Source organism: Pseudovibrio sp. FO-BEG1, assembly GCF_000236645.1.
Taxonomy (GTDB): domain Bacteria; phylum Pseudomonadota; class Alphaproteobacteria; order Rhizobiales; family Stappiaceae; genus Pseudovibrio.
On sequence record NC_016642.1, the window covers coordinates 659,476 to 678,781 of the forward strand.

Annotated in this window: 17 protein-coding genes; 12 read left to right on the forward strand and 5 right to left on the reverse strand. The window is 53.0% G+C overall.

What is annotated here, in order from left to right; translation table 11 throughout:
- Window positions 1–298: 298 nt before the first annotated feature.
- From PSE_RS03085 to PSE_RS03095, 3 genes are all read right to left on the reverse strand, one after another.
- The gene (locus PSE_RS03085; RefSeq protein WP_014283522.1) at window positions 299–1,927 is read right to left on the reverse strand and encodes an NTP transferase domain-containing protein; all 1,629 of its coding nucleotides are present in this window, start codon (window positions 1,925–1,927) and stop codon (window positions 299–301) included.
- Window position 1,928: 1 nt separating this feature from the next.
- Window positions 1,929–2,987, reverse strand: a complete 1,059-nt coding sequence (locus PSE_RS03090; protein ID WP_014283523.1) for an XdhC family protein — start codon at window positions 2,985–2,987, stop codon at window positions 1,929–1,931.
- A 196-nt stretch (window positions 2,988–3,183) separates the two neighbouring features.
- Window positions 3,184–4,794 (reverse strand): phosphoenolpyruvate carboxykinase, encoded by a 1,611-nt coding sequence (locus PSE_RS03095; protein WP_014283524.1) that lies wholly within the window; start codon window positions 4,792–4,794, stop codon window positions 3,184–3,186.
- A 424-nt stretch (window positions 4,795–5,218) separates the two neighbouring features.
- Here PSE_RS03095 and PSE_RS03100 point away from each other — a divergent pair, with 424 nt between their 5' ends.
- The 5 genes from PSE_RS03100 (at window position 5,219) to PSE_RS03120 (ending at window position 9,124) form a co-directional block, all read left to right on the forward strand.
- Window positions 5,219–5,917, forward strand: a complete 699-nt coding sequence (locus PSE_RS03100; RefSeq protein ID WP_037036395.1) for a response regulator transcription factor — start codon at window positions 5,219–5,221, stop codon at window positions 5,915–5,917.
- A gap of 82 nt (window positions 5,918–5,999) precedes the next feature.
- The gene (locus PSE_RS03105) at window positions 6,000–7,829 is read left to right on the forward strand and encodes a sensor histidine kinase (RefSeq protein ID WP_008548424.1); all 1,830 of its coding nucleotides are present in this window, start codon (window positions 6,000–6,002) and stop codon (window positions 7,827–7,829) included.
- Complete coding sequence (locus tag PSE_RS03110) at window positions 7,826–8,320, forward strand: HPr kinase/phosphorylase (RefSeq protein WP_008548390.1); 495 nt, start codon at window positions 7,826–7,828, stop codon at window positions 8,318–8,320. Before PSE_RS03105 ends, PSE_RS03110 begins: the two co-directional genes overlap by 4 nt.
- Before the next feature lie 108 nt (window positions 8,321–8,428).
- Window positions 8,429–8,833 carry a PTS sugar transporter subunit IIA gene (locus PSE_RS03115; RefSeq protein WP_008548522.1) on the forward strand — a complete coding sequence of 135 codons (405 nt, stop codon included), beginning with the start codon at window positions 8,429–8,431 and terminating at the stop codon, window positions 8,831–8,833.
- Between the two features lie 6 nt (window positions 8,834–8,839).
- Complete coding sequence (locus PSE_RS03120; protein WP_014283527.1) at window positions 8,840–9,124, forward strand: HPr family phosphocarrier protein; 285 nt, start codon at window positions 8,840–8,842, stop codon at window positions 9,122–9,124.
- 69 nt (window positions 9,125–9,193) lie between these two features.
- Here the strand turns inward: PSE_RS03120 and PSE_RS03125 are convergent, their stop codons facing one another.
- Window positions 9,194–9,787 (reverse strand): hypothetical protein, encoded by a 594-nt coding sequence (locus PSE_RS03125; RefSeq protein ID WP_148266078.1) that lies wholly within the window; start codon window positions 9,785–9,787, stop codon window positions 9,194–9,196.
- 365 nt (window positions 9,788–10,152) lie between these two features.
- Between PSE_RS03125 and PSE_RS03130 the strand changes: the two genes are divergently transcribed.
- From PSE_RS03130 to PSE_RS03150, 5 genes are all read left to right on the forward strand, one after another.
- On the forward strand, window positions 10,153–10,605 hold the full coding sequence (locus PSE_RS03130) for an NUDIX hydrolase (RefSeq protein ID WP_014283529.1): 453 nt from the start codon (window positions 10,153–10,155) through the stop codon (window positions 10,603–10,605).
- Window positions 10,606–10,782: 177 nt separating this feature from the next.
- Entirely contained in the window at window positions 10,783–12,183 is a 1,401-nt protein-coding gene (ahcY, locus tag PSE_RS03135; RefSeq protein WP_041768851.1) for an adenosylhomocysteinase, read from the forward strand.
- A 317-nt stretch (window positions 12,184–12,500) separates the two neighbouring features.
- Entirely contained in the window at window positions 12,501–15,017 is a 2,517-nt protein-coding gene (locus PSE_RS03140; protein ID WP_208982221.1) for a PAS domain-containing sensor histidine kinase, read from the forward strand.
- A gap of 250 nt (window positions 15,018–15,267) precedes the next feature.
- A complete protein-coding gene (locus tag PSE_RS03145; protein WP_014283531.1) occupies window positions 15,268–16,779 on the forward strand; it encodes a bifunctional tRNA (adenosine(37)-N6)-threonylcarbamoyltransferase complex ATPase subunit type 1 TsaE/phosphotransferase in 1,512 nt (503 codons plus the stop codon).
- 31 nt (window positions 16,780–16,810) lie between these two features.
- Complete coding sequence (locus PSE_RS03150; RefSeq protein ID WP_051125868.1) at window positions 16,811–17,545, forward strand: nucleotidyltransferase family protein; 735 nt, start codon at window positions 16,811–16,813, stop codon at window positions 17,543–17,545.
- 212 nt (window positions 17,546–17,757) lie between these two features.
- On the opposite strand, the gene PSE_RS03155 is transcribed toward PSE_RS03150, so the two are convergent.
- Entirely contained in the window at window positions 17,758–18,135 is a 378-nt protein-coding gene (locus tag PSE_RS03155) for a VOC family protein (protein WP_193384385.1), read from the reverse strand.
- A 40-nt stretch (window positions 18,136–18,175) separates the two neighbouring features.
- Here PSE_RS03155 and PSE_RS03160 point away from each other — a divergent pair, with 40 nt between their 5' ends.
- On the forward strand, window positions 18,176–18,712 hold the full coding sequence (locus tag PSE_RS03160) for a winged helix-turn-helix transcriptional regulator (protein WP_041767889.1): 537 nt from the start codon (window positions 18,176–18,178) through the stop codon (window positions 18,710–18,712).
- Window positions 18,713–18,785: 73 nt separating this feature from the next.
- Complete coding sequence (locus tag PSE_RS03165) at window positions 18,786–19,091, forward strand: GNAT family N-acetyltransferase (RefSeq protein ID WP_014283535.1); 306 nt, start codon at window positions 18,786–18,788, stop codon at window positions 19,089–19,091.
- Window positions 19,092–19,306: the final 215 nt, after the last annotated feature.

Below are 19,306 nucleotides of genomic sequence, written 5' to 3' on the forward strand. Positions count from 1 at the left end.
CAATGGAACCATTTTTGATTATGGGATCACCGGAATTTTCTTTTGCTGCATTAAAAGCAGACAAATTTACCGGACGGGAAAAAGATTATCTCTCCCCTTTCCAAATAGCCAGATATTTTTAGCTGTGTAAAAATGCTTACACAAGAAAATCTGGATAGAAAATTTTTCTGATTTTGAAATTTGCAAGTAAAACAATCAGATAGCAAATGGCATGTGTATGCACCAATATTAACCACCGCGAGAGTTCTACGGAAACATTGTGGTTTCTGGGCCAAATTGATTCATCAATTGTGGCGAATTATGGCTTTTCGGAGTGTTTGCCTAGTATGCCACCTGCACTGTGAAGTGCCTCCGGGTCATCCAAATCACGCCGCGCTGCTTCGCCAACTTCTACGGTGTAAACCACAGAAGGGTTCTGCTGGATGATCGGCTTGCCGCCAATATCTCCGCGCAGGCACAACAAATCCTCAAAGAAGGCCCGATCCCACAGCACCGGATTGCCACGCTTTCCTTGCGTTGTTGAAACGCCAATCAGCTGATCCTGCGTCACACTTCTGCTCTGCAACAGCGTATTGATGTCCTCAGTCGAGATAAACGGCATGTCACCAAGCAGGATGAGTGCAGAATTTGACTGCTCAGCCACGCCTTCAATGCCCTTCTTGATGGAGGATGAAATGCCCTCATCGAAGTCAGCGTTATGGCGGAATTGGATAGGGAGGCCGGAAAGTGCTTCTTCCACCTTGGAAGCCATCGCCCCAGTCACCACAATCAATTCGCTCAAATCACTGGCAAGCGCGTGTTCTGCAACATGTCTCACCACCGGCTTCCCATCAATCAAAGCCAGCAGCTTGTTGTGCTGTCCCATGCGAGAGGAGTTACCCGCTGCAAGCAACACGCCGCTGCAGACGGTTTTATCCGGATCTTCAGAGAGCGGATGGTCTCTCGGCTGCGGACGACTATGGATCTCTTTCAGAAGCCCACCCACGCCCATAGACATGATGTCCCGGCGTGTAACGCTGATATCAGCCAGCAACCGCTGCAGGATCCAGTCGAAGCCATTCTCTTGCGGACTACGCGCGCACCCTGGTGCACCAATCACCGGCGTGCCACTAAGATCGCCAAGCACAAGCAGATTGCCCGGATCAACCGGCATCCCGAAGTGAACCAGCTCTCCCCCAGCTGCCTGAATAGCCGCCGGGATAACATCTCCCTGATCCACCACAGCGGAAGCACCAAACACAACCACCAGATCCGCATCCCGAACCTGCTCCGTGTTCAACACGTTGATCAAAGCCGCCTCATCATGAGGCACACGAAGATCAGCAGAGATTGTGCTGTCTGCAATGTCCAGCCGCTCCTGCAACACACGCAGGCTCTTCGTGATCGTCGTCTCTTTCAGATGCGGCAGCGTCGTTGAAATTACGGCAACCGACTTCGGAGAATACGCAGCGACTGAAATCGCAGCAGAGATCTTCTCCGCCGCTTCTTGTGCCAAGCGCTGATCCACCGCCAGCGGAATGATCTTTGCCGTCGCCAGCATCCTTCCTTCGCGCACTTCTGTAAAAGGCGGTAGGCAAGCAAAGGTGATGGCTGGGTCAATCAGGTTGGCTTCCGTCACCTTATCCGCATCGACCTTCAACACACCACTATGGGTGGCGTAAAGGTTTGCACGTCCGGTAAACGGGGTAGAAGCAGAAACTGCATCCCCGCAAGCATGGTTTGCCAGCAATGCCGCAGCCTCATCTTCATGCAGGTCCGTGTCCTCTACCTGAGCAACAGTTACGTCAGCAAACCCAGTTGCAATCAGCTGGTCCACGTCCTCCGCAGTCAGTTGGTGTCCCTTGGAGAAGGAAAGGCCATTATGTTTGATGGAGTGGGCGAGGTAACACCCAATGCTCTCTTCGGCTGCTCTACTTCCAAATTTCACGTCAGCCCGCCTTCTTCTGCTCTGCTTTGGTACCGCGCAAGGTCACGATAATCTCCGCCAGCACAGCCACGGCAATCTCGGCAGGGTTCGCTGCCCCAATATCAAGCCCAATCGGCGCCTTGATGCGGGTAAGATCATCTTCACTCAGGCCAGCCGCCAGAAAACGCTCACACCGCTTTGCATGGGTCTTCCGGCTCCCAAGAGCACCCACATAGAAGCAGCCTGCTTTGATCGCTTCCATCAGCGGTAGATCATCAATCTTCGGATCATGGGTGACAGCGGCGACCGCCGTGAAAGGATCCAGCTTCAACTGGTCCATGACCTCTTCCGGCCACTCTGCCAACAACGGCACATGCGGGAACCGCTCTTCAGAGGCGAAAGCAGTGCGTGGGTCAACAATAGTGATGTCAAACCCGGCTGTCTGCGCAATCGGAACCAGCGCCTGCGTGATATGAACAGCACCGACAACCACAATACGCGTCGCCGGCACCTGCATGCTCAGGAAGTACTCCTCACCGACTGCCGATTGTACCTGACCGGACTTGCCACTGCGAACACCACTTTCAAAAGCATCCGCAAGCGCAGAATCCTCCGCATCATCTCCGTAAAGCATCACAGAGGACAATCCGGTTTCCAGGTTGGTCAGCAGCGCAACGGGCTGGCGCTGCGCTTTGGAGGCGTTCAGCAGGCGAATATGACCATGATCAGCTTCAGACGTCAGCGGTTGCAGATAAACACCAATCTTACCACCGCAGGAAAGCCCCACACGCCATGCCGTCTCATCGGCAACGCCAAACTCAATCTTGCGTGCTTTGCCTTCTTCCAGCACTTCCATGGCTTCAGCCACCACAGCGCCTTCCACACAGCCGCCTGAAACAGAGCCCTCAAACTCACCATTGCCGTCAATGATGAGATGACTGCCCACCGGACGCGGTGCAGAGCCCCAGGTTTCAATAACCGTGGCGAGAACCAACTGGCGACCTTCATCCTGCCAGCGTTCAGCAACGCCAAGGACATCGAGATTTTGGGCTAGTTCTTGAGGCAGGGTAGCAACAGACATGGCAGGCTCGCGAATAATTAGGGTCTCTCGACGCATTCCGGGAAAGGGAAAACTGATTTCCCACTAGAATACGTCTTAATAGAGTGAGGAGCCTAGCCTGCTTCTTCAAGGGGATGCAACAACAGAACAGTGTTCATTAAAACAAAAAAAGCGCCGGAACTTTCGCTCCAGCGCTCCTTCGGGGGATTGATGCCGATTACTCAGCAGCAATCTTGGTAATTGGACCTGCATTCAGAACCAGATCATCAACGTGATCCTGGAAGATCTGGAAGTTCGCAGCGAACATGTCGACCAGCTTCGCAGCCTGAACGTCATACTCGGATGGATTGCTCCAGGTGCTCCGTGGATCAAGAATGCTGGTATCAACGCCTGGGACTGCAACAGGAACCATAAAGCCGAAGTTTTCGTCCTTACGGAACTGGGCAGCGTTCAAAGAGCCGTCCAATGCAGCGCGAAGCAGTGCACGGGTCTCTTTGATTGGCATACGGTGACCAACACCGTACGCGCCGCCGGTCCAGCCGGTGTTTACAAGCCAGCAGTCAACATCGTGCTCACGGATCAGATCCTTCAGCAGAGCACCATATTCAGATGGATGACGCGGCATGAACGGCGCACCGAAACAGGTGGAGAATGTCGCCTGCGGTTCAGTCACACCACGTTCTGTGCCAGCAACCTTCGCGGTGTAACCGGAAAGGAAGTGGTACATCGCCTGCGCGCCGGAAAGCTTTGCGATTGGAGGCAGAACACCAAACGCATCAGCAGTCAGCATGATGATGTTTTTCGGATGTGCTGCGCGGCCAGTCTCACTTGCATTCGGGATGAAGTGGATAGGGTAGGAGCAGCGGGTGTTTTCGGTCTTGGAGCCATCATCAAAGTCAGGAACACGAGCTTCATCCAGTACAACATTCTCAAGAATGGTGCCGAAGCGCTGCGTGGTCGCAAAAATCTCTGGTTCAGCTTCTGCAGAAAGACGAATGGTCTTCGCGTAGCAGCCACCTTCAAAGTTGAAGATGCCATCCGGACCCCAGCCATGCTCATCATCACCGATCAGCGTGCGGGACGGATCAGCGGAAAGCGTGGTCTTACCGGTGCCGGAAAGGCCGAAGAAGACAGCTGCATCATCGTTATCGCCAACGTTCGCGGAGCAATGCATCGGCATCACACCATCCTCTGGCAACATGTAGTTCAGCATGGAGAAGACAGACTTCTTCATTTCACCAGCGTAAGCAGTGCCGGCGATCAGAACGATCTTGTTGGTCAGATCACAGGCAATAACCGTTTCACTCCGGCAACCATGACGCTCTGGATCAGCCTTGAAGCTTGGCAGATCGATGATGGTCATCTCTGCTTCAAAGCTCTTCAGGTCTTCGCGGGACGGGCGAAGAAGCATGTTGCGGATAAAGTGGTTGTGCCAAGCCAGCTCGTTATAAACGCGAACGTTCAGCTGATGCGCAGGGTCAGCGCCTCCATAAAGGTCCTGAACATACAGCTCCATGCCTTCAGCATGGGCCAGCATGTCGTTCAAAAGCACGTCGAAGTGCTCGGTGCTCATTGCACCGCTGTTGTCCCACCAGATCGTATCTTCGGTCTTGGCGTCGCGAACAACAAACTTGTCTTTAGGAGAACGTCCTGTGTGAGTACCTGTTTCTGCACAAAGTGCGCCGCCCGCGGCGATCTGTGCTTCACCATTCCTGATAGCATGCTCATAAAGTTCAGCTTCGGTCAGGTTCCAATACACACTCTTGAGGCCCTTCAGTCCGAAGGTGTCACACCCAAACGCGGAATTCCGTAGTCCGAACTCTTTCATGTTCAGTAGTCCTTAATCGGCTCACAATTTACCTTGCGTCATTCAATGGCATCGCGCCAGTGAATTTAGCGATAACGCCCCTTGGATGGGGCAGTCATACTTAGAAAAGCAAGACCAGAAATCCTGCGTTTTTCTATTAAACCGATTGAAATAAGACCTTTTGCTGGCATAGATTTATTTTGCTTATAAAAATAAACTCGCGGCAAACTTGGTTTTCACTTTTAAGCGTTTAACGATACACTTCATGAAGAACACGTGGCACTTGGCAGGCGAAACTTTGTCAAAAGTGGCGCTAAATAAGGAAATTTTCCAAATACCTTGCTATAACAGGGTTTTGCCGCATTTCAGGATTAGGGATCGCGCAAGTTAATCTCAAATCCAAACAATGTAGCGAAGCGTGCAAGAGAGGAATAAGGTCTCTGATATGCCAACGATTGCTCTGGTCGATGATGACCGTAACATTTTGACATCCGTCTCGATTGCGTTGGAAGCCGAAGGATATCGGGTCCAAACCTATACGGATGGAACAGTAGCACTGGAAGGGCTCCAGGCTGATCCACCGGACCTTGCCATTTTTGATATCAAAATGCCTCGCATGGACGGTATGGAGCTGCTGCGCCGTTTCCGTCAGATGTCTGATCTGCCAGTAATCTTCCTCACATCCAAAGATGATGAGATTGATGAGCTGTTTGGCCTGAAGATGGGCGCAGACGACTTTATCCGTAAGCCATTCTCTCAGCGTTTGCTGGTTGAGCGCGTAAAAGCAGTTCTGCGCCGCGCCGCTCCACGCGATGCTGCAAGTGCTGCCACCGAAACCTCCAAGCTGCTGGAGCGTGGCAACCTGGTGATGGATAAAGAGCGTCACACCTGCACATGGCTCGCCAAGCCGGTCACTCTGACTGTGACCGAGTTCCTGATTCTCTTTGCTCTTGCTCAGCGTCCGGGCGTTGTGAAAAGCCGTAATGCTCTCATGGATGCGGCCTATGACGATCAGGTCTATGTTGACGATCGCACCATCGACAGCCATATCAAGCGTCTTCGCAAGAAGTTCAAAGTGGTTGATGATGACTTTGATATGATCGAAACACTCTACGGTGTAGGTTATCGCTTCCGCGAAAACTAATCGTACGCAGCCCGTTGGTCGGGCTGTCTCAGAGTTGGAAAAAGCTCAAGAGCAAGCGTTCCTGAGAATTCGATAAGAGCGAATGTCGGACAAAAAAGAAGAACAAGAGCGGGAAGACATCGAAGCTGCAGAAGCTTCTGAAACTCTTGATCCGCAACACACAGGTGCGTTCCGATGGTTGGGACGCAGGCAAGTGCGCCAACGCGTCTTCACGCGCTGGATCTCGCTTGCTGGCACCTATGTCTTCTCTTCTTTGACTCGCCGTATTCTGGTGCTCAACCTCGTCGGTCTTCTGGCGATGGTGATCTCCATTCTATATCTGAACCAGTTTCAGGCCGGACTGATTGATGCACGCGTTCAGTCACTGTTGGTTCAGGGTGAGATCATTGCAGGCGCCATTGCGGCTTCAACGACAAGTGACGGTGATTCTCTCATGGTCGATCCGGAGCAGCTGCTGCGTCTGGAAGCCGGAGAATCAACCAGTGCCCGCTCTACGCTCGGAAGCCTCGACTTTCCAATCAACCCTGAGATTGTAGGGCCAATCCTCAGGCGACTGATATCGCCCACAAAAACACGAGCGCGGATCTACGACCCTGAGGGCATGTTGATGCTGGATTCACGCCAGCTCCACGCCCAAAATCAGATTTTCCGCTTCGATCTGCCACCACCGGATGAGAGCACCGATCCCTTCTTCCAGAAGATGTGGGAGGAGCTGAAGCTCTGGATCCGTCGTGGCGAATACCCGCCTTATAAAGAAGTAGGCCGCACCGAAGGCCGCGAGTACCCTGAAGTAGAGGCAGCCTTGGCTGGCTCACCGGCTTCTGTGGTGCGCGTTGGTGCCAAAGGTGAGATGGTTGTCGCCGTTGCCGTACCAATTCAGCGCTTCCGCGGTGTTCTGGGCGCGCTCCTCCTGTCGACGCAGGGCGGGGACATCGACGACATCGTCGCCGCAGAGCGCAACGCGATCCTGAAGATCTTTATCGTTGCTGCCGTTGTGGTGATGATCCTCTCCGTTCTGCTCGCAGGCACTATTGCTGGCCCGGTTCGCCGTCTGTCAGAAGCCGCGCAGAAGGTGCAGTCCGCCATCAACACGCGTGAAGAGATCCCGGAATTCGAAGATCGCTACGACGAAATCGGACATTTGGCGCGTGCACTGCGAAACATGACCAAGGCTCTGTATGGCCGTATGGATGCCATTGAGAGCTTCGCGGCAGACGTTGCCCATGAGCTGAAGAACCCGCTCACCTCGCTCCGAAGTGCAGTTGAAACACTGCCGCTGGCGAAAACAGAACAATCCCGCGAACGCTTGCTGGACGTCATCCAGCATGACGTGAAGCGGCTGGACCGCCTCATCACCGATATCTCCGAGGCCTCTCGTATCGATGCCGAGATGTCCCGCGCAGAATCTCATGATGTAGACATCGCGACCTTGCTGAATGCCGTTGTCTCCATCGCCAACGAACGCGCATGTGATGAAGTTGCCCATGTGGACCTGAAGTTTGATCCTGCCAAGCCAGAGAACAAGTTCCAGATCCACGGCAATGATCAGCGCCTCGGCCAGGTCATCAATAACCTGATCGACAACGCCCGTTCCTTCGCACCAGAAGGTACGCCGGTCACGATCACAGCCAAGCGCAAGAGCAACCAGATCATCATCTGGGTTGAAGATTGCGGCCCTGGAATCAAGGAAGAGCTCCGCGAACGTGTGTTCGAGCGCTTTTATACGGACAGGCCTGAAAACGAAGGCTTCGGCAATAATTCCGGTCTGGGGCTTTCAATTTGCCGCCAGATCATCGAAGCTCACAGAGGTGAGATCTCGGTGATGAACCGAACCTCTGAGGAAGCAGGGCAGGAGCAGAAAGTGCTTGGCGCCCGCTTCGTAATCAAGCTGAGGGCGAAAACAACCTCATGACCACACTGGATCAGAAGCAAAGTGTACAAGCAGCAGAAGGTCAGGCGATACACGCCACCTGTCTGGTGGTTGGCACGAAAGGCATACTGATCCGTGGCCCATCAGCAACCGGTAAGTCCGCTTTGGCGCTGGAACTGATACAGCGCGCCCACCTGAAAGGTAGCTTTGCAGCCCTTGTTGCAGATGATCGCGTCTACATTGCTGAGAAAAATGGCCGCTTAATAGGCTCTTGCCCAAATTCAATTAAGGGAAAGGCCGAGCTGCGCGGTTTCGGCATTGTCGAAGTTCCCTATCTTGATACGGCAGTAATCCATATGGTTTTGGATCTGGAAGCCCGAGAGGAAATCGACAGGTTGCCGGAGGAGCAGGCGCTAACCTGTGAACTTTGCTCAGTCAAATTAATTCGACAGCAAGTACCAAAGGAAGATCATTTAGCGGCTCTTCGGCTCGCAAATGCACTTATTTTTACTAATCCAGTGCACAACTATTAGCCCTCTGTGTATGAGCATGCTGATTTTTCTTGCACTGCAGCGTGTCCTTCAACAAAGTAGGATTGGAATAACCATAGAGTAGACACTCTGTTAGTTCGCGGGAAATATATGATTGGTCTAGTTCTTGTCACCCATGGTCGGTTGGCAGAAGAGTTCAAATCGGCTCTTGAGCATGTTGTAGGTCCACAGGACCGGGTAGCAACCATCTGCATCGGCCCCGATGACGATATGGAACAACGTCGTCAGGATATCCTGCGTTCAGTAGAGGCTGTCAACGATGGCTCTGGCGTCGTCCTTCTTACCGACATGTTTGGCGGTACACCTTCTAATCTCGCTATCTCTGTAATGGATGGTGGTAGCGTAGAGGTCGTAGCTGGTGTAAACCTGCCGATGCTCATAAAACTGGCAAGCGTTCGCAACGAGAAATCGCTTGCCGAAGCGGTAGAAGAAGCCCGCAGCGCAGGACAGAAGTACATCTCCGTAGCTTCGCAGGTTCTGTCCGGGCAAGGCTAAGAAAATATGGATGAATGCACAGTGCTAGCTCGCGACCTGACCATCGTGAACACCCGTGGTTTGCACGCGCGCGCCTCAGCCAAGCTGGTCAAGCTGGTTGAGACTTTTGATGCCGATGTTAAAGTCTCCAAAGACGGACAGACAGTAGGTGGAACTTCCATCATGGGCCTGATGATGCTTGCAGCCAGCCCTGGATGCTCCATCCACGTTGTTGTCACCGGCAATCAGAAAGAAGAAGCCCTCTCCGCGATAACGCATCTGGTAGAAGACGGCTTCGGCGAGAGAGACTAATCTAGCTTTTTACTGTGTGGTGTATCGCAGAGACTAGTTTCAGATATTGCCCCTGCGATACATTTAGCATTAGCGAATTTTTCGAAGTGCTGATGCTAGTTTCTCGCCGGGGTAAGTTCGGGCGGAAGTGTAATCCAGATTGCCATTCTCATTGATGTAAACATTTAAAACTGCAAGGTTTATTAGGCATTTAGCTCCGGTCCCAGAGCAGGATGCGGTGCTATTGTTAGGGAATTTTACGGAAATGTCGCCTGAAGCTTTAGTGTGAATCGTCATTGAAGCTTCACTGCTAGCATCCTTTATAATGGTTATTTTTTCTGAGTTTGCGATGATAGGGTGCACTGTGAGAACCATCTTGAACCGCTTAGGATCAGATTTGATTGTATCAATGTGCCAAGCCTTCATCCTATCTCGTCCGGATAGCTCAAGCGTCTTGTAAGCTTTAGAGATAGCGGTATAAATATTTTTATTCTTTACTCTGGATGCATTCTCAAGCGTAAGTTCTACGTTATTCTTCACAGCAGCTTTTACTTCAGCGCTAACGATCTTTATGAGGTCAGCCTTTCCTTCCAGTTCGATGCCTGAAATCTGCTTTGCCGCTCTACCTTCAAGTGGGCCGGGAGGGCCTGATTCCAGTTCGATGTCAGCCTGAAGGTCTGTCAATGTATTCTCTTTTGTGTCCCAGAGAAAAAGAGTTCCTTCGTTCAGTAAGCCGGAGTTTCTATAACCAGCAGAAGTGTGAGCATAATCCAAGTTGATGTTTACGGTACTTGCAGGTGGAGTGGAAGTGTTAGAGGTGTGGCTACACGCACCTAACGATAAAGCAGAAAGTAACAGGAGAGCGAATCGCATTTTGTGTCCATATCTTGATGTCAATAAATAAATAATTATTTGTCAGTAATGCTTATTCAATGGTGATAATTAAGTAATCCCCAGTCACATTACGTAGGTGTATGTGTGTGTAGTGCTTATGTCTTTGGTTTTCTACTTGTTTAACATGGGCTAACAATTGGGTTTGGAGAAATTGAATGAAAAAACGTCCAGCCGCACGTCTGTTGGTAGTTGATCCTCAAAATCGAATTCTGCTCTTCAATTTCAAGTTCGATAAAGGCCCTCTCAAAGGGCAGGACTATTGGGCCACCGTTGGCGGTGGCATTGAGCCGGGCGAGAGCTTTGAAGAAGCCGCCCGTCGTGAGCTTCTGGAAGAGACCGGAATCACCGAGCCTGTTACTGAGAGAATTCACATCGGAAGAGCCATCTTCCAGACACCATCCGGTGAAACTGTCGATGCCGAAGAGCATTTCTTCCTCGTCACAGTACCCCACTCCAAAATCGACTATTCCAATCATACTGAGTTGGAAACACAGGTGATGAGAAACCATCGCTGGTGGACACGCGAAGAGCTGGGAACCACCACTCTGACTGTATTCCCTGAAAATATCCTGGAAATTCTAGAGCCTTATCTTCCTGTGAAGGTTTGAGCCTCTCTGCTCATCTGCAGGATGCTTGTATTTTAGTCGGATATAAAGAAACCTTTATATCTTTATTGCTTTCTACTTCCTCTGTGATGTATAACTGCGTGCAGTGATCGCTTATTTTGCGAGCGCTCATCAACCATGCGGGAGGGGACTATGGGCCCGGGCATTCAGGAAGATTTAATGACTGCGTCTAAAGATTATTACGTCAAAGACATCTCACTTGCAGAGTGGGGTCGTACTGAAATTGAAATTGCCGAAACCGAGATGCCAGGCCTGATGGCTTGCCGCGAGGAGTTTGGTGCAAGCAAGCCCCTCAAAGGCGCACGCATCGCTGGCTCCCTGCATATGACCATTCAGACAGCGGTTCTGATTGAAACCCTCGTTGCACTGGGTGCAGAAGTCCGCTGGGCGTCTTGTAACATCTTCTCCACGCAGGATCAGGCCGCAGCTGCAATCGCTGCTGCTGGTATTCCTGTCTTCGCTGAAAAAGGCGAAACCCTCGACGAATACTGGTCCTATGCCGACAAGATCTTCGACTGGGGCAACGGCGAAACCGCAAACCTCATCCTTGATGATGGTGGCGACGCAACTCTGATGATTCTTCTCGGAGCAAAAGCTGAGAAAGACCCATCTGTTCTCGACAACCCGTCGAATGAAGAAGAAACCGCGCTCTTCGCAGCGATCAAGCGCCGCCTTGAAAGAGACCCGGGCTTCTACTCCAAGGTAAAAGCCAACATCCGCGGTGTTTCTGAAGAAACCACCACAGGCGTTCTGCGTCTTTACGAAATGCAGAAGAAGGGCGACCTGCCATTCCCTGCGATCAACGTGAACGACTCCGTCACCAAATCCAAGTTCGACAACCGCTATGGCTGCCGTGAATCACTGGTAGACGGCATCCGCCGCGGTACCGATGTGATGATGGCAGGTAAAGTGGCTGTTGTCGCTGGTTACGGCGACGTTGGTAAAGGCTCTGCTCAGTCCCTATCTGGCGCGGGTGCCCGCGTGATCGTGACTGAAATCGACCCAATCTGCGCGCTGCAGGCTGCTATGGATGGCTTTGAAGTCAAAACCATGGAGCAGGCCATTGGCGAAGGCGACATCTTTGTAACCACCACCGGCAACAAAGACGTCATCACCGCTGACCACATGCGCGACATGAAGGACATGGCGATCGTCTGTAACATCGGTCACTTCGACAACGAGATTCAGGTTGCTGCACTGCGTAACTTCAAATGGCGCAATGTGAAGCCTCAGGTCGACATGATCGAGTATCCAGATGGCAAACGCCTGATCCTTCTCTCTGAAGGTCGTCTGGTAAACCTGGGCAATGCTACTGGTCACCCATCCTTCGTGATGTCCGCCAGCTTCACCAACCAGGTTCTGGCGCAGATTGAGCTGCACACCAAAGGTGAAGACTACAAGAACGAAGTTTACGTTCTGCCGAAGCATCTGGATGAGAAAGTTGCTCGCCTGCACCTCAAGAAACTCGGTGCAACCCTGTCTGAGCTGACCGATGATCAGGCCAACTACCTTGGCATCGACAAAACTGGCCCATTCAAGGCAGAGCACTACAAGTACTGATTCAGACAGTTCGCATTTGCTGTTAACGCTAAGGGACTTAGCGTTAACAACTCCATGAATTCTACTAGGCCCAGTGAGCTCACTTTCAATATATTGGGGGTGCGCTTGCTGGGCTTACTATAAATTGTAGTGGATGATTATTTCGCCCACAGAATTTGTTTACTTTTTGTAAAGATCCTCTTCTTCCGAAAATTCAATCAGGTTACATTGATTGTCGAATCAGTCGTTAAGTTAGGCAGTTGAGCGACTTGTTCGCGATTCGTGACACCAATGCGGCGTGTGTCATGAATCTGAGGCGGCGAAGAAAGGGGCACAACATGCCAGCATCCTGGCATAAACACGCGCGTGTTAGCGTGCAGTGGCGGAGAAGGTTTAGGCTCGTGCTGAACCTGCTGGGCGTTGCTGTGTTTGCTCTTCTGGGTGCCGCTGGTTTTTCTCAGGCTATGGATATTCTACCAGCTCTTTCAGGTAGTTCGGTTGACGCCTTCAAGGTTGTCTGGGTCGCGGCAACGGCCGGTATCGCCTTGTACGCTGTCGCAGCCTCCGTCGTGCTCGTTCGCATTCGCAGAAATGACTCATTGTCCATACTGCAACTTCGCCAGGACAGAGCCGACGCAATGGCGCGCATCGATCGCCTCGAAAGCTTGCTAGAAACCGAAGATAGCCTGCTACTGGTCTGGGATGGTGAGGCCAAACATCCCGGCGTTGCCGGACATCTGCCAGAAAATCTGGAACTCTCAGGCGGTCTTTCGCAACTGGTCGAGTTCGAAACCTGGCTTGATGTCAAATCTGCTGAGGCCCTGCGCGCTTTTCTCGAGCATTTGCGCGGCCACGGCGAAGTCTTCCGGTTAACCTTAACAACCATAGATGGGGTTTATCTGGAAGCATCCGGTCACACAGCTGGTGGATTGGCAGTCCTCCGTCTGCGTGACCTCACAGGAGATCGCCAACTCAGCGCGCGCCTTTCGGAGCAGAACAAAGAGCTGCGCGAACAGATCTCCTCGCTTCACAGCCTGTTGGACGCACTGCCGGGGCCTGCATGGCAGCGTGACCACCATGGCCAGCTTGTCTGGGTCAACACTGCTTATGTGGATGCCGTCGAGGCCGAAAGCACCCGCACAGTGGTTGATGACCAGATTGAACTGCTGGAAGCAAAAGGTCGTAACAAACTCAACATGATGCGCCAGACAGATGGTGTCTATCACTCACCAATGCCAGTTGTGGCAGCGGGCGAGCGGCGTGTGTTTGAGTTGACCGACGTAAACTCTGAGCACGGCAATGCCGGCCTTGCTCAGGATATTTCCGAGCTTGAACGCGTACAGGGCCAGCTTCGCCGCACACTTGAGTCCCATACGCGTACGCTCGATCAGCTTCAAACACCTGTGGCCGTGTTTGGCGCTGATCATCGTCTCCAGTTCTACAACGCAGCCTATCGATCCCTCTGGGATATCGATCAGAGCTTCCTGGAGACCAAGCCGGAAGAAGGCGAGCTGCTCGACGCCCTTCGCGCAGCTCGCAAACTGCCAGAGCAGGCTGACTATCGCGGTTGGAGAACCAAACACCTGGAATGCTACCAGGCCTTGGATGCGCAGGCTTTCTGGTGGCACCTGCCGGATGGACGGACCCTCCGCGTGATCGCCAGCCCGCATCCGCAAGGTGGTGTGACGTACTTCTACGAGAATGTCACCGAGCAGCTTGATCTGGAAAGCCGCTTTAACGCGCTCACCCGCGTCCAGCGTGAAACGCTCGACCACCTGACCGAAGCTGTCGCCGTGTTCGGCTCCAATGGACGCATGCGCCTCTCCAACCCGGCCTTTGCTGAGATTTGGGGACTCTCTCAGGAGTTCTTGGAGGGTGCCCCACACGTCAATGACCTGCTGGACAATTGCAGAGAGTTGATGGGTGATTCCGATCGCTGGCAGGAGCTTGCGCGCGGTGTGACAGGTCTTTCTGACAATCGCACCAGCGTCTCGGGCCGGATGGAACGCATTGATGGCTCTGTCATCGACTACGTCACCGTACCACTGCCAGACGGCGGCACACTGCTCACCTTCGTGAACGTCACCGACACCGTCAACGTAGAGCGCGCCCTGCATGCCACCAACGACGCGCTGCAGGAAGCTGACCAGCTCAAGAACGCGTTCATTCAGCACGTGTCCTACGAGCTGCGCTCTCCTCTGACTACCATCATTGGCTTTGCACAGTTGCTGGGTGATGCCAAGTTCGGCGATCTGTCTCCAAAGCAGGAAGAATACACCGACTACATCCTGTCGTCGTCTTCCGCTCTGCTGCACATCATCAACGACATCCTTGATCTGGCGACCGTTGATGCAGGCATCATGGAGCTGGAGATCTCCGAGGTGGATGTGGCGCAGACCGTGTCTGAAGCGGTTGAAGGCCTGAAAGATCGTCTGGTCGAGTCTGACATCACTCTGCGCACACACATGCCGGATGACATTGGCATCCTCAAAGCCGATGAGCGCCGCCTCCGTCAGGTTCTCTTCAACCTGCTCTCCAACGCGATCCGTTACTCCGACAAAGGCGGTCTGGTCGACATCAGCTGTCAGCGTGAAGAGAACGAAATCCGCTTCCGCATCAAAGACCACGGTGCTGGCATCCCTCAGGAAATGCTGGAACAGGTCTTCTCCCGCTTTGTAGGCCGCGGAGCAGGCGGAAACCGTCAGGGCGTAGGCCTCGGCCTGTCTATTGTGAAGAGCTTCGTTGAGCTGCACGGTGGCACGGTTGATATCACCTCTGAGGAAGGGCAGGGCACCACAGTGGATTGCACCTTCCCACTGGAGCCGCACATCCATTCGCTGGAAGCGGCGGAATAACTCATCCTTCAGTTTTCAGAAAGATAAAGGCCTCTGGGGCTTGAGTTCCCTTGCTGGTTTTGGCAAGTGCTTACTCTTGAAGAATTCCGGATGCGTCTCGCCTTTTCAGTAGGGCGCAGTGCATTCTATCAGATGACTACGTAATCTTGAGAGGTCAGCGCTAAAGCTCACTCAGGTGCATGCGTAAAGATAAAGGGTGAGAGCAGCCTGCGTGAACGTGATTGCTGCAGCTGCTCGTGAGGCGAACTGAATGAAGGTACTTCTCGAAGACCAGAGAGCGACTGAGCTTTTTGCTGCGGATCTGGCTGAACTGCTGAAAGAGGGAGACGTGCTCGCTCTTTCCGGAGATCTGGGCACAGGCAAATCCACGCTCAGCAGGGCACTCCTGCGCCATCTGGCAGCTGATCCTCATCTGGAAGTCCCAAGCCCAACCTTCACGCTGGTCCAAACCTACGACCTCACCAGAATGCCTGTCGCGCATTTTGACCTCTACCGCATCGAAGAGCCGGAAGAGCTGGAAGAGCTGGGCCTCGATGAATATCTGGAAACCGGCGTCGCGTTGATTGAATGGCCTGAGATGGGAGATCCGTCCTACTGGCCAGAAGCACTGGACCTGAAGCTGATCGAAGGCACTGAGCCGGACACACGCGAAATCACCCTCACAGCCAACTCAGAAAGCTGGCAGAACCGCCTTGATCGCCTCGCTGCCCGCCGTGCCCTGCTGAAAGACGCAGGCTGGATCGATGCTGAGCGCGAGCATGTACAGGGCGATGCCTCCATGCGCACCTATTTTCGCCTTCACAAAGAGGGTGAGACAGTCGTCTTTATGGATAGTCCGCCAACTGGGCCAGAGCCGCTTCTGCCCTCCGGAAAAACATACGGTGAAACCGTGCACCGCGCCAAGGATGTGACCGCATTCTTCGCCATTGGCAACGCCTTGGCCGAGCAAGGGTTTCGCGTTCCAAAGCGTCTGGCAGCTGATCCGGAAAATGGTCTGGCACTGCTGGAAGACTTTGGCGACCAGATCATCACCGAAAACGGTGAAGCCGTAAAAGAACGCTACGAACTGGCCATCGACGACATCGCACGCCTACATAGCTGCGATTGGAACACCGAACTGCACGCTGACGGCAAAACCCATCAGCTGAAGCCCTGCGACTTTGAAGTGCTGATCACCGAAGCAGACCTTTATCTGCAATGGTATCTGCCCTTTGCCAACGGCAAACCGGCAACGGAGCAGGAAAGCAAAGACTACGTGGAAGCGTGGAAGGAGCTACTCGAGCCTGTCCTCCAAAGTGAGCCAACATTGCTTCTGCGGGATTACCACAGCCCGAATATCATGTGGTTGCCAGAAGAAACCGGGCTCAATAAGCTAGGTTTAATTGACTACCAAGATGCAATGGTAGGTCCAGCCGCCTACGACGTTGCTTCTCTTGTATACGACGCCCGCGTTGATATGCCGGAGGACCTTCAGGAGCATTTGCTGCAACGATATTGCGACTTGGCAAGAAAGAATAAACCCATTTTTGATGAAATGGCGTTTCGGAATGCTGTTGCTGTGTTGGCCTTGCAGCGCAATGCCAAAATCCTCGGGGCTTTTGTACGTCTTGATAAGCAGCTCGGAAAACCTAAATACATGGAGATGCTTCCTCGCATCCGCAATTACGTGCGGCAGTGCTTTGCACAATTAGGGGAGGTAAGCCTCAAACCAATGTTCAACGTCATACTCTCGTCAAATGAGACGAGGCAAAGTGACAGCTGATACAAGAGAACAAAACGACAGAGACAACTCGATGCCTAAAGAAATCTCCTTCCATCCTAAAGCGGCTATGGTTTTGTCCGCAGGGCTGGGCAAACGCATGCGGCCCCTGACGGCGACCACACCAAAACCCCTCATCGAGGTGGACGGTAAGTCGATGTTTGCGCGCGCAGCATCCCGTTTGAAGGAAGCTGGCCTCGAAACATGCGTTGTCAACGTGCACTACCTGGCAGATCTGGTTGAAAGCCACGCCCGCAAGTTCGAAGGGCTGGACGTCAAGATCTCCGACGAGCGCGATGAGCTACTGGACACTGGCGGCGGCATCAAAAAAGCCCTGCCAATGCTCGGAACCGATCCGTTCATCCTCAAAAACTCCGACAGCTTCTGGCTGGAAGGCGTTAAGCCAAATCTCGACCTGCTGGTGGAGACATGGGATGACGAAAACATGGATATGCTGATGCTGCTTGCTCCAACAGTGAATGCTGTTGGCTATGACGGCAAAGGCGACTTCCTGATGGACAACGAAGGCAGACTGGAACGCCGCGATGAGCGCTCCGTAGCGCCATTTATCTACTCGGGCACCGCCATGATCCATCCGCGCCTCTTCAAAAACACGCCGGAAGGCCCATTCTCCCTCAATGTGCTGTTCGATAAGGCAATTGAGAGTGGACGCCTGTTTGGTGTTGAAGGCGATGGCCTCTGGTTGCACGTTGGAACGCCTCAAGGTCTGGACGACGCTGAACGCGCAATCGCAAACAGCGCAAACTAACCTCAATACAGGATAGGCCCGCAACCCCACGCGGGCCGCCTCAGCTCACTTCCCAAAAACTGAAGCGCAAAAGCACCGCATGGCCTGCCATGCAGGGAGGGTGCGATGCGTCCCCGATACGGGCATGCGAAACGCTGCGGCTCAGTCATCCAAACCACAGCGCATGCATTCAAAACGACAGGACACCGCGAAACGGGCAGTATCCTTCGTTATCAAGCAAAGACTGTCAGATCCTGCGCCAACATCATTGCGTTTCCGTCTGGATCGTAGAAGGTCGCAATGCTGACCATGCCTTCGATGGTCTCAGTAGGGCCATCGAACTTAACGCCAGCACCTTCCATGGCTCCGCGTGCGCTTTCAATATCAGCAACGCCAAACACTGGCACAGTGTTGCCCGGCTTCGGCTCGGTCTGCTCACCAAGACCCAGTGTCACGCCTGGGGTTTTGGTATGCATTTCGCTCCAGCCAGCTTCGTCAATGTGGTGCTTCAGCTCAAAACCAAGCATGGAGCTGTACCATTCCGCGCTTGCGTGGCGGTCACGCACAGAGATTGACAATGTGATCGTATTTTCCAAAGAAACAAGCGACATGAAACTTCCCTTTCAGTAAAAAATAAAGTAACTATACTTTATGGACATTACGACGCTTGTCAAGCTCACATCTCGGGCTTGGTCTCTAAATATTCTAGCTCACTTGCACGCTGGTGTTCCCGGCAGGCAGGCTCCGCTGCTGGCTGCATCAGGGGCAAGCCGTACATCGTTCGCTGCAAGTCTGGAGCATCTTGTGGAACTCGGCCTGCTGGAGCGAAACCCCGGCCATGGCCACCCGTTGCGCCCGGAGTTTCGCCTGACGCCAAAAGGTGTTCGCGCCGCTGAAATTGCCAGCAGGATCGTGAACGCCGTCCCCAATGACAATGAGTTCTCCCTGCTGCGCAAAAGCTGGACAGTGCCAATTCTGGCCCTGACAGCCACACCGCAACGCTTCTCATCAATCCGGTCAGATCTGGCGACGATCACTGACCGCGCACTGTCAGCTTCACTGGTCAGGCTGGAAGAGCGGGAATGGATCAGGCGGGACATCAACACAACCCAACGCGTCCCATTCCCCACCTACTGCGCCGCCAACACGGGCATCCAAATCAACAGAGCAATTGATTTGCGGGTGTGAGTGAGGCGGGGATATAAAATCTCACTGCGCTATCGTTGTCCGCCACGCACCATGCCCCTCATCGGAGACATAAATGATCTTGATCCTGAGTTCCGATGATGCACCCCATTTTCTGTCTCAGCTGTGCGATTGGTTTGCTCAGGAATGGGGGGAGATGGACCCGGTTGACCTCAGGCTGAACGGTCTTGAAGCTCCAGCCCCCTTACTGGCAATAAGCGAGGAGGGGAAGCTCATCGGTGGACTGGCGTTTACAATAGCCCCGAAACCTCAGAGCACGACGAACTCTATCTGGATCAATGCGTTGCTGGTTGCTCCAGAACACCGGGGGAAAGGCGTTGCTTCAAAACTGATTAGGCAGCCGAAAAGGCAGCTGTTTTGAAGAACATAACCAAGCTGTTTGTTTATACAGAATATGCAACCCTTTACACCGGCTGTTCCTGGGAACTTCTCGAAACAAAGGAAGGCAACTCAGTTCTGAGCAAAGCATTGGAGCCACCAGGTTTATCACCAATCTCGCGGGGATATAAAAACTCACCACGCTTTTTGCTGTGTGCTCCGTGAAAAACTCTATTAAAAAGGAGCATTCGGTTCTGT

Coding starts and splice junctions, on each gene's coding strand:
- PSE_RS03090 (WP_014283523.1), bottom strand. CDS start 2,987: ATGTCTGTTGCTACCCTGCCTCAAGAACTAGCCCAAAATCTCGATGTC.
- PSE_RS03095 (WP_014283524.1), bottom strand. CDS start 4,794: ATGAAAGAGTTCGGACTACGGAATTCCGCGTTTGGGTGTGACACCTTC.
- PSE_RS03100 (WP_037036395.1), top strand. CDS start 5,219: ATGCCAACGATTGCTCTGGTCGATGATGACCGTAACATTTTGACATCC.
- PSE_RS03105 (WP_008548424.1), top strand. CDS start 6,000: ATGTCGGACAAAAAAGAAGAACAAGAGCGGGAAGACATCGAAGCTGCA.
- PSE_RS03110 (WP_008548390.1), top strand. CDS start 7,826: ATGACCACACTGGATCAGAAGCAAAGTGTACAAGCAGCAGAAGGTCAG.
- PSE_RS03115 (WP_008548522.1), top strand. CDS start 8,429: ATGATTGGTCTAGTTCTTGTCACCCATGGTCGGTTGGCAGAAGAGTTC.
- PSE_RS03120 (WP_014283527.1), top strand. CDS start 8,840: ATGGATGAATGCACAGTGCTAGCTCGCGACCTGACCATCGTGAACACC.
- PSE_RS03130 (WP_014283529.1), top strand. CDS start 10,153: ATGAAAAAACGTCCAGCCGCACGTCTGTTGGTAGTTGATCCTCAAAAT.
- ahcY (WP_041768851.1), top strand. CDS start 10,783: ATGACTGCGTCTAAAGATTATTACGTCAAAGACATCTCACTTGCAGAG.
- PSE_RS03140 (WP_208982221.1), top strand. CDS start 12,501: ATGCCAGCATCCTGGCATAAACACGCGCGTGTTAGCGTGCAGTGGCGG.
- PSE_RS03145 (WP_014283531.1), top strand. CDS start 15,268: ATGAAGGTACTTCTCGAAGACCAGAGAGCGACTGAGCTTTTTGCTGCG.
- PSE_RS03150 (WP_051125868.1), top strand. CDS start 16,811: ATGCCTAAAGAAATCTCCTTCCATCCTAAAGCGGCTATGGTTTTGTCC.
- PSE_RS03155 (WP_193384385.1), bottom strand. CDS start 18,135: ATGTCGCTTGTTTCTTTGGAAAATACGATCACATTGTCAATCTCTGTG.
- PSE_RS03160 (WP_041767889.1), top strand. CDS start 18,176: ATGGACATTACGACGCTTGTCAAGCTCACATCTCGGGCTTGGTCTCTA.
- PSE_RS03165 (WP_014283535.1), top strand. CDS start 18,786: ATGATCTTGATCCTGAGTTCCGATGATGCACCCCATTTTCTGTCTCAG.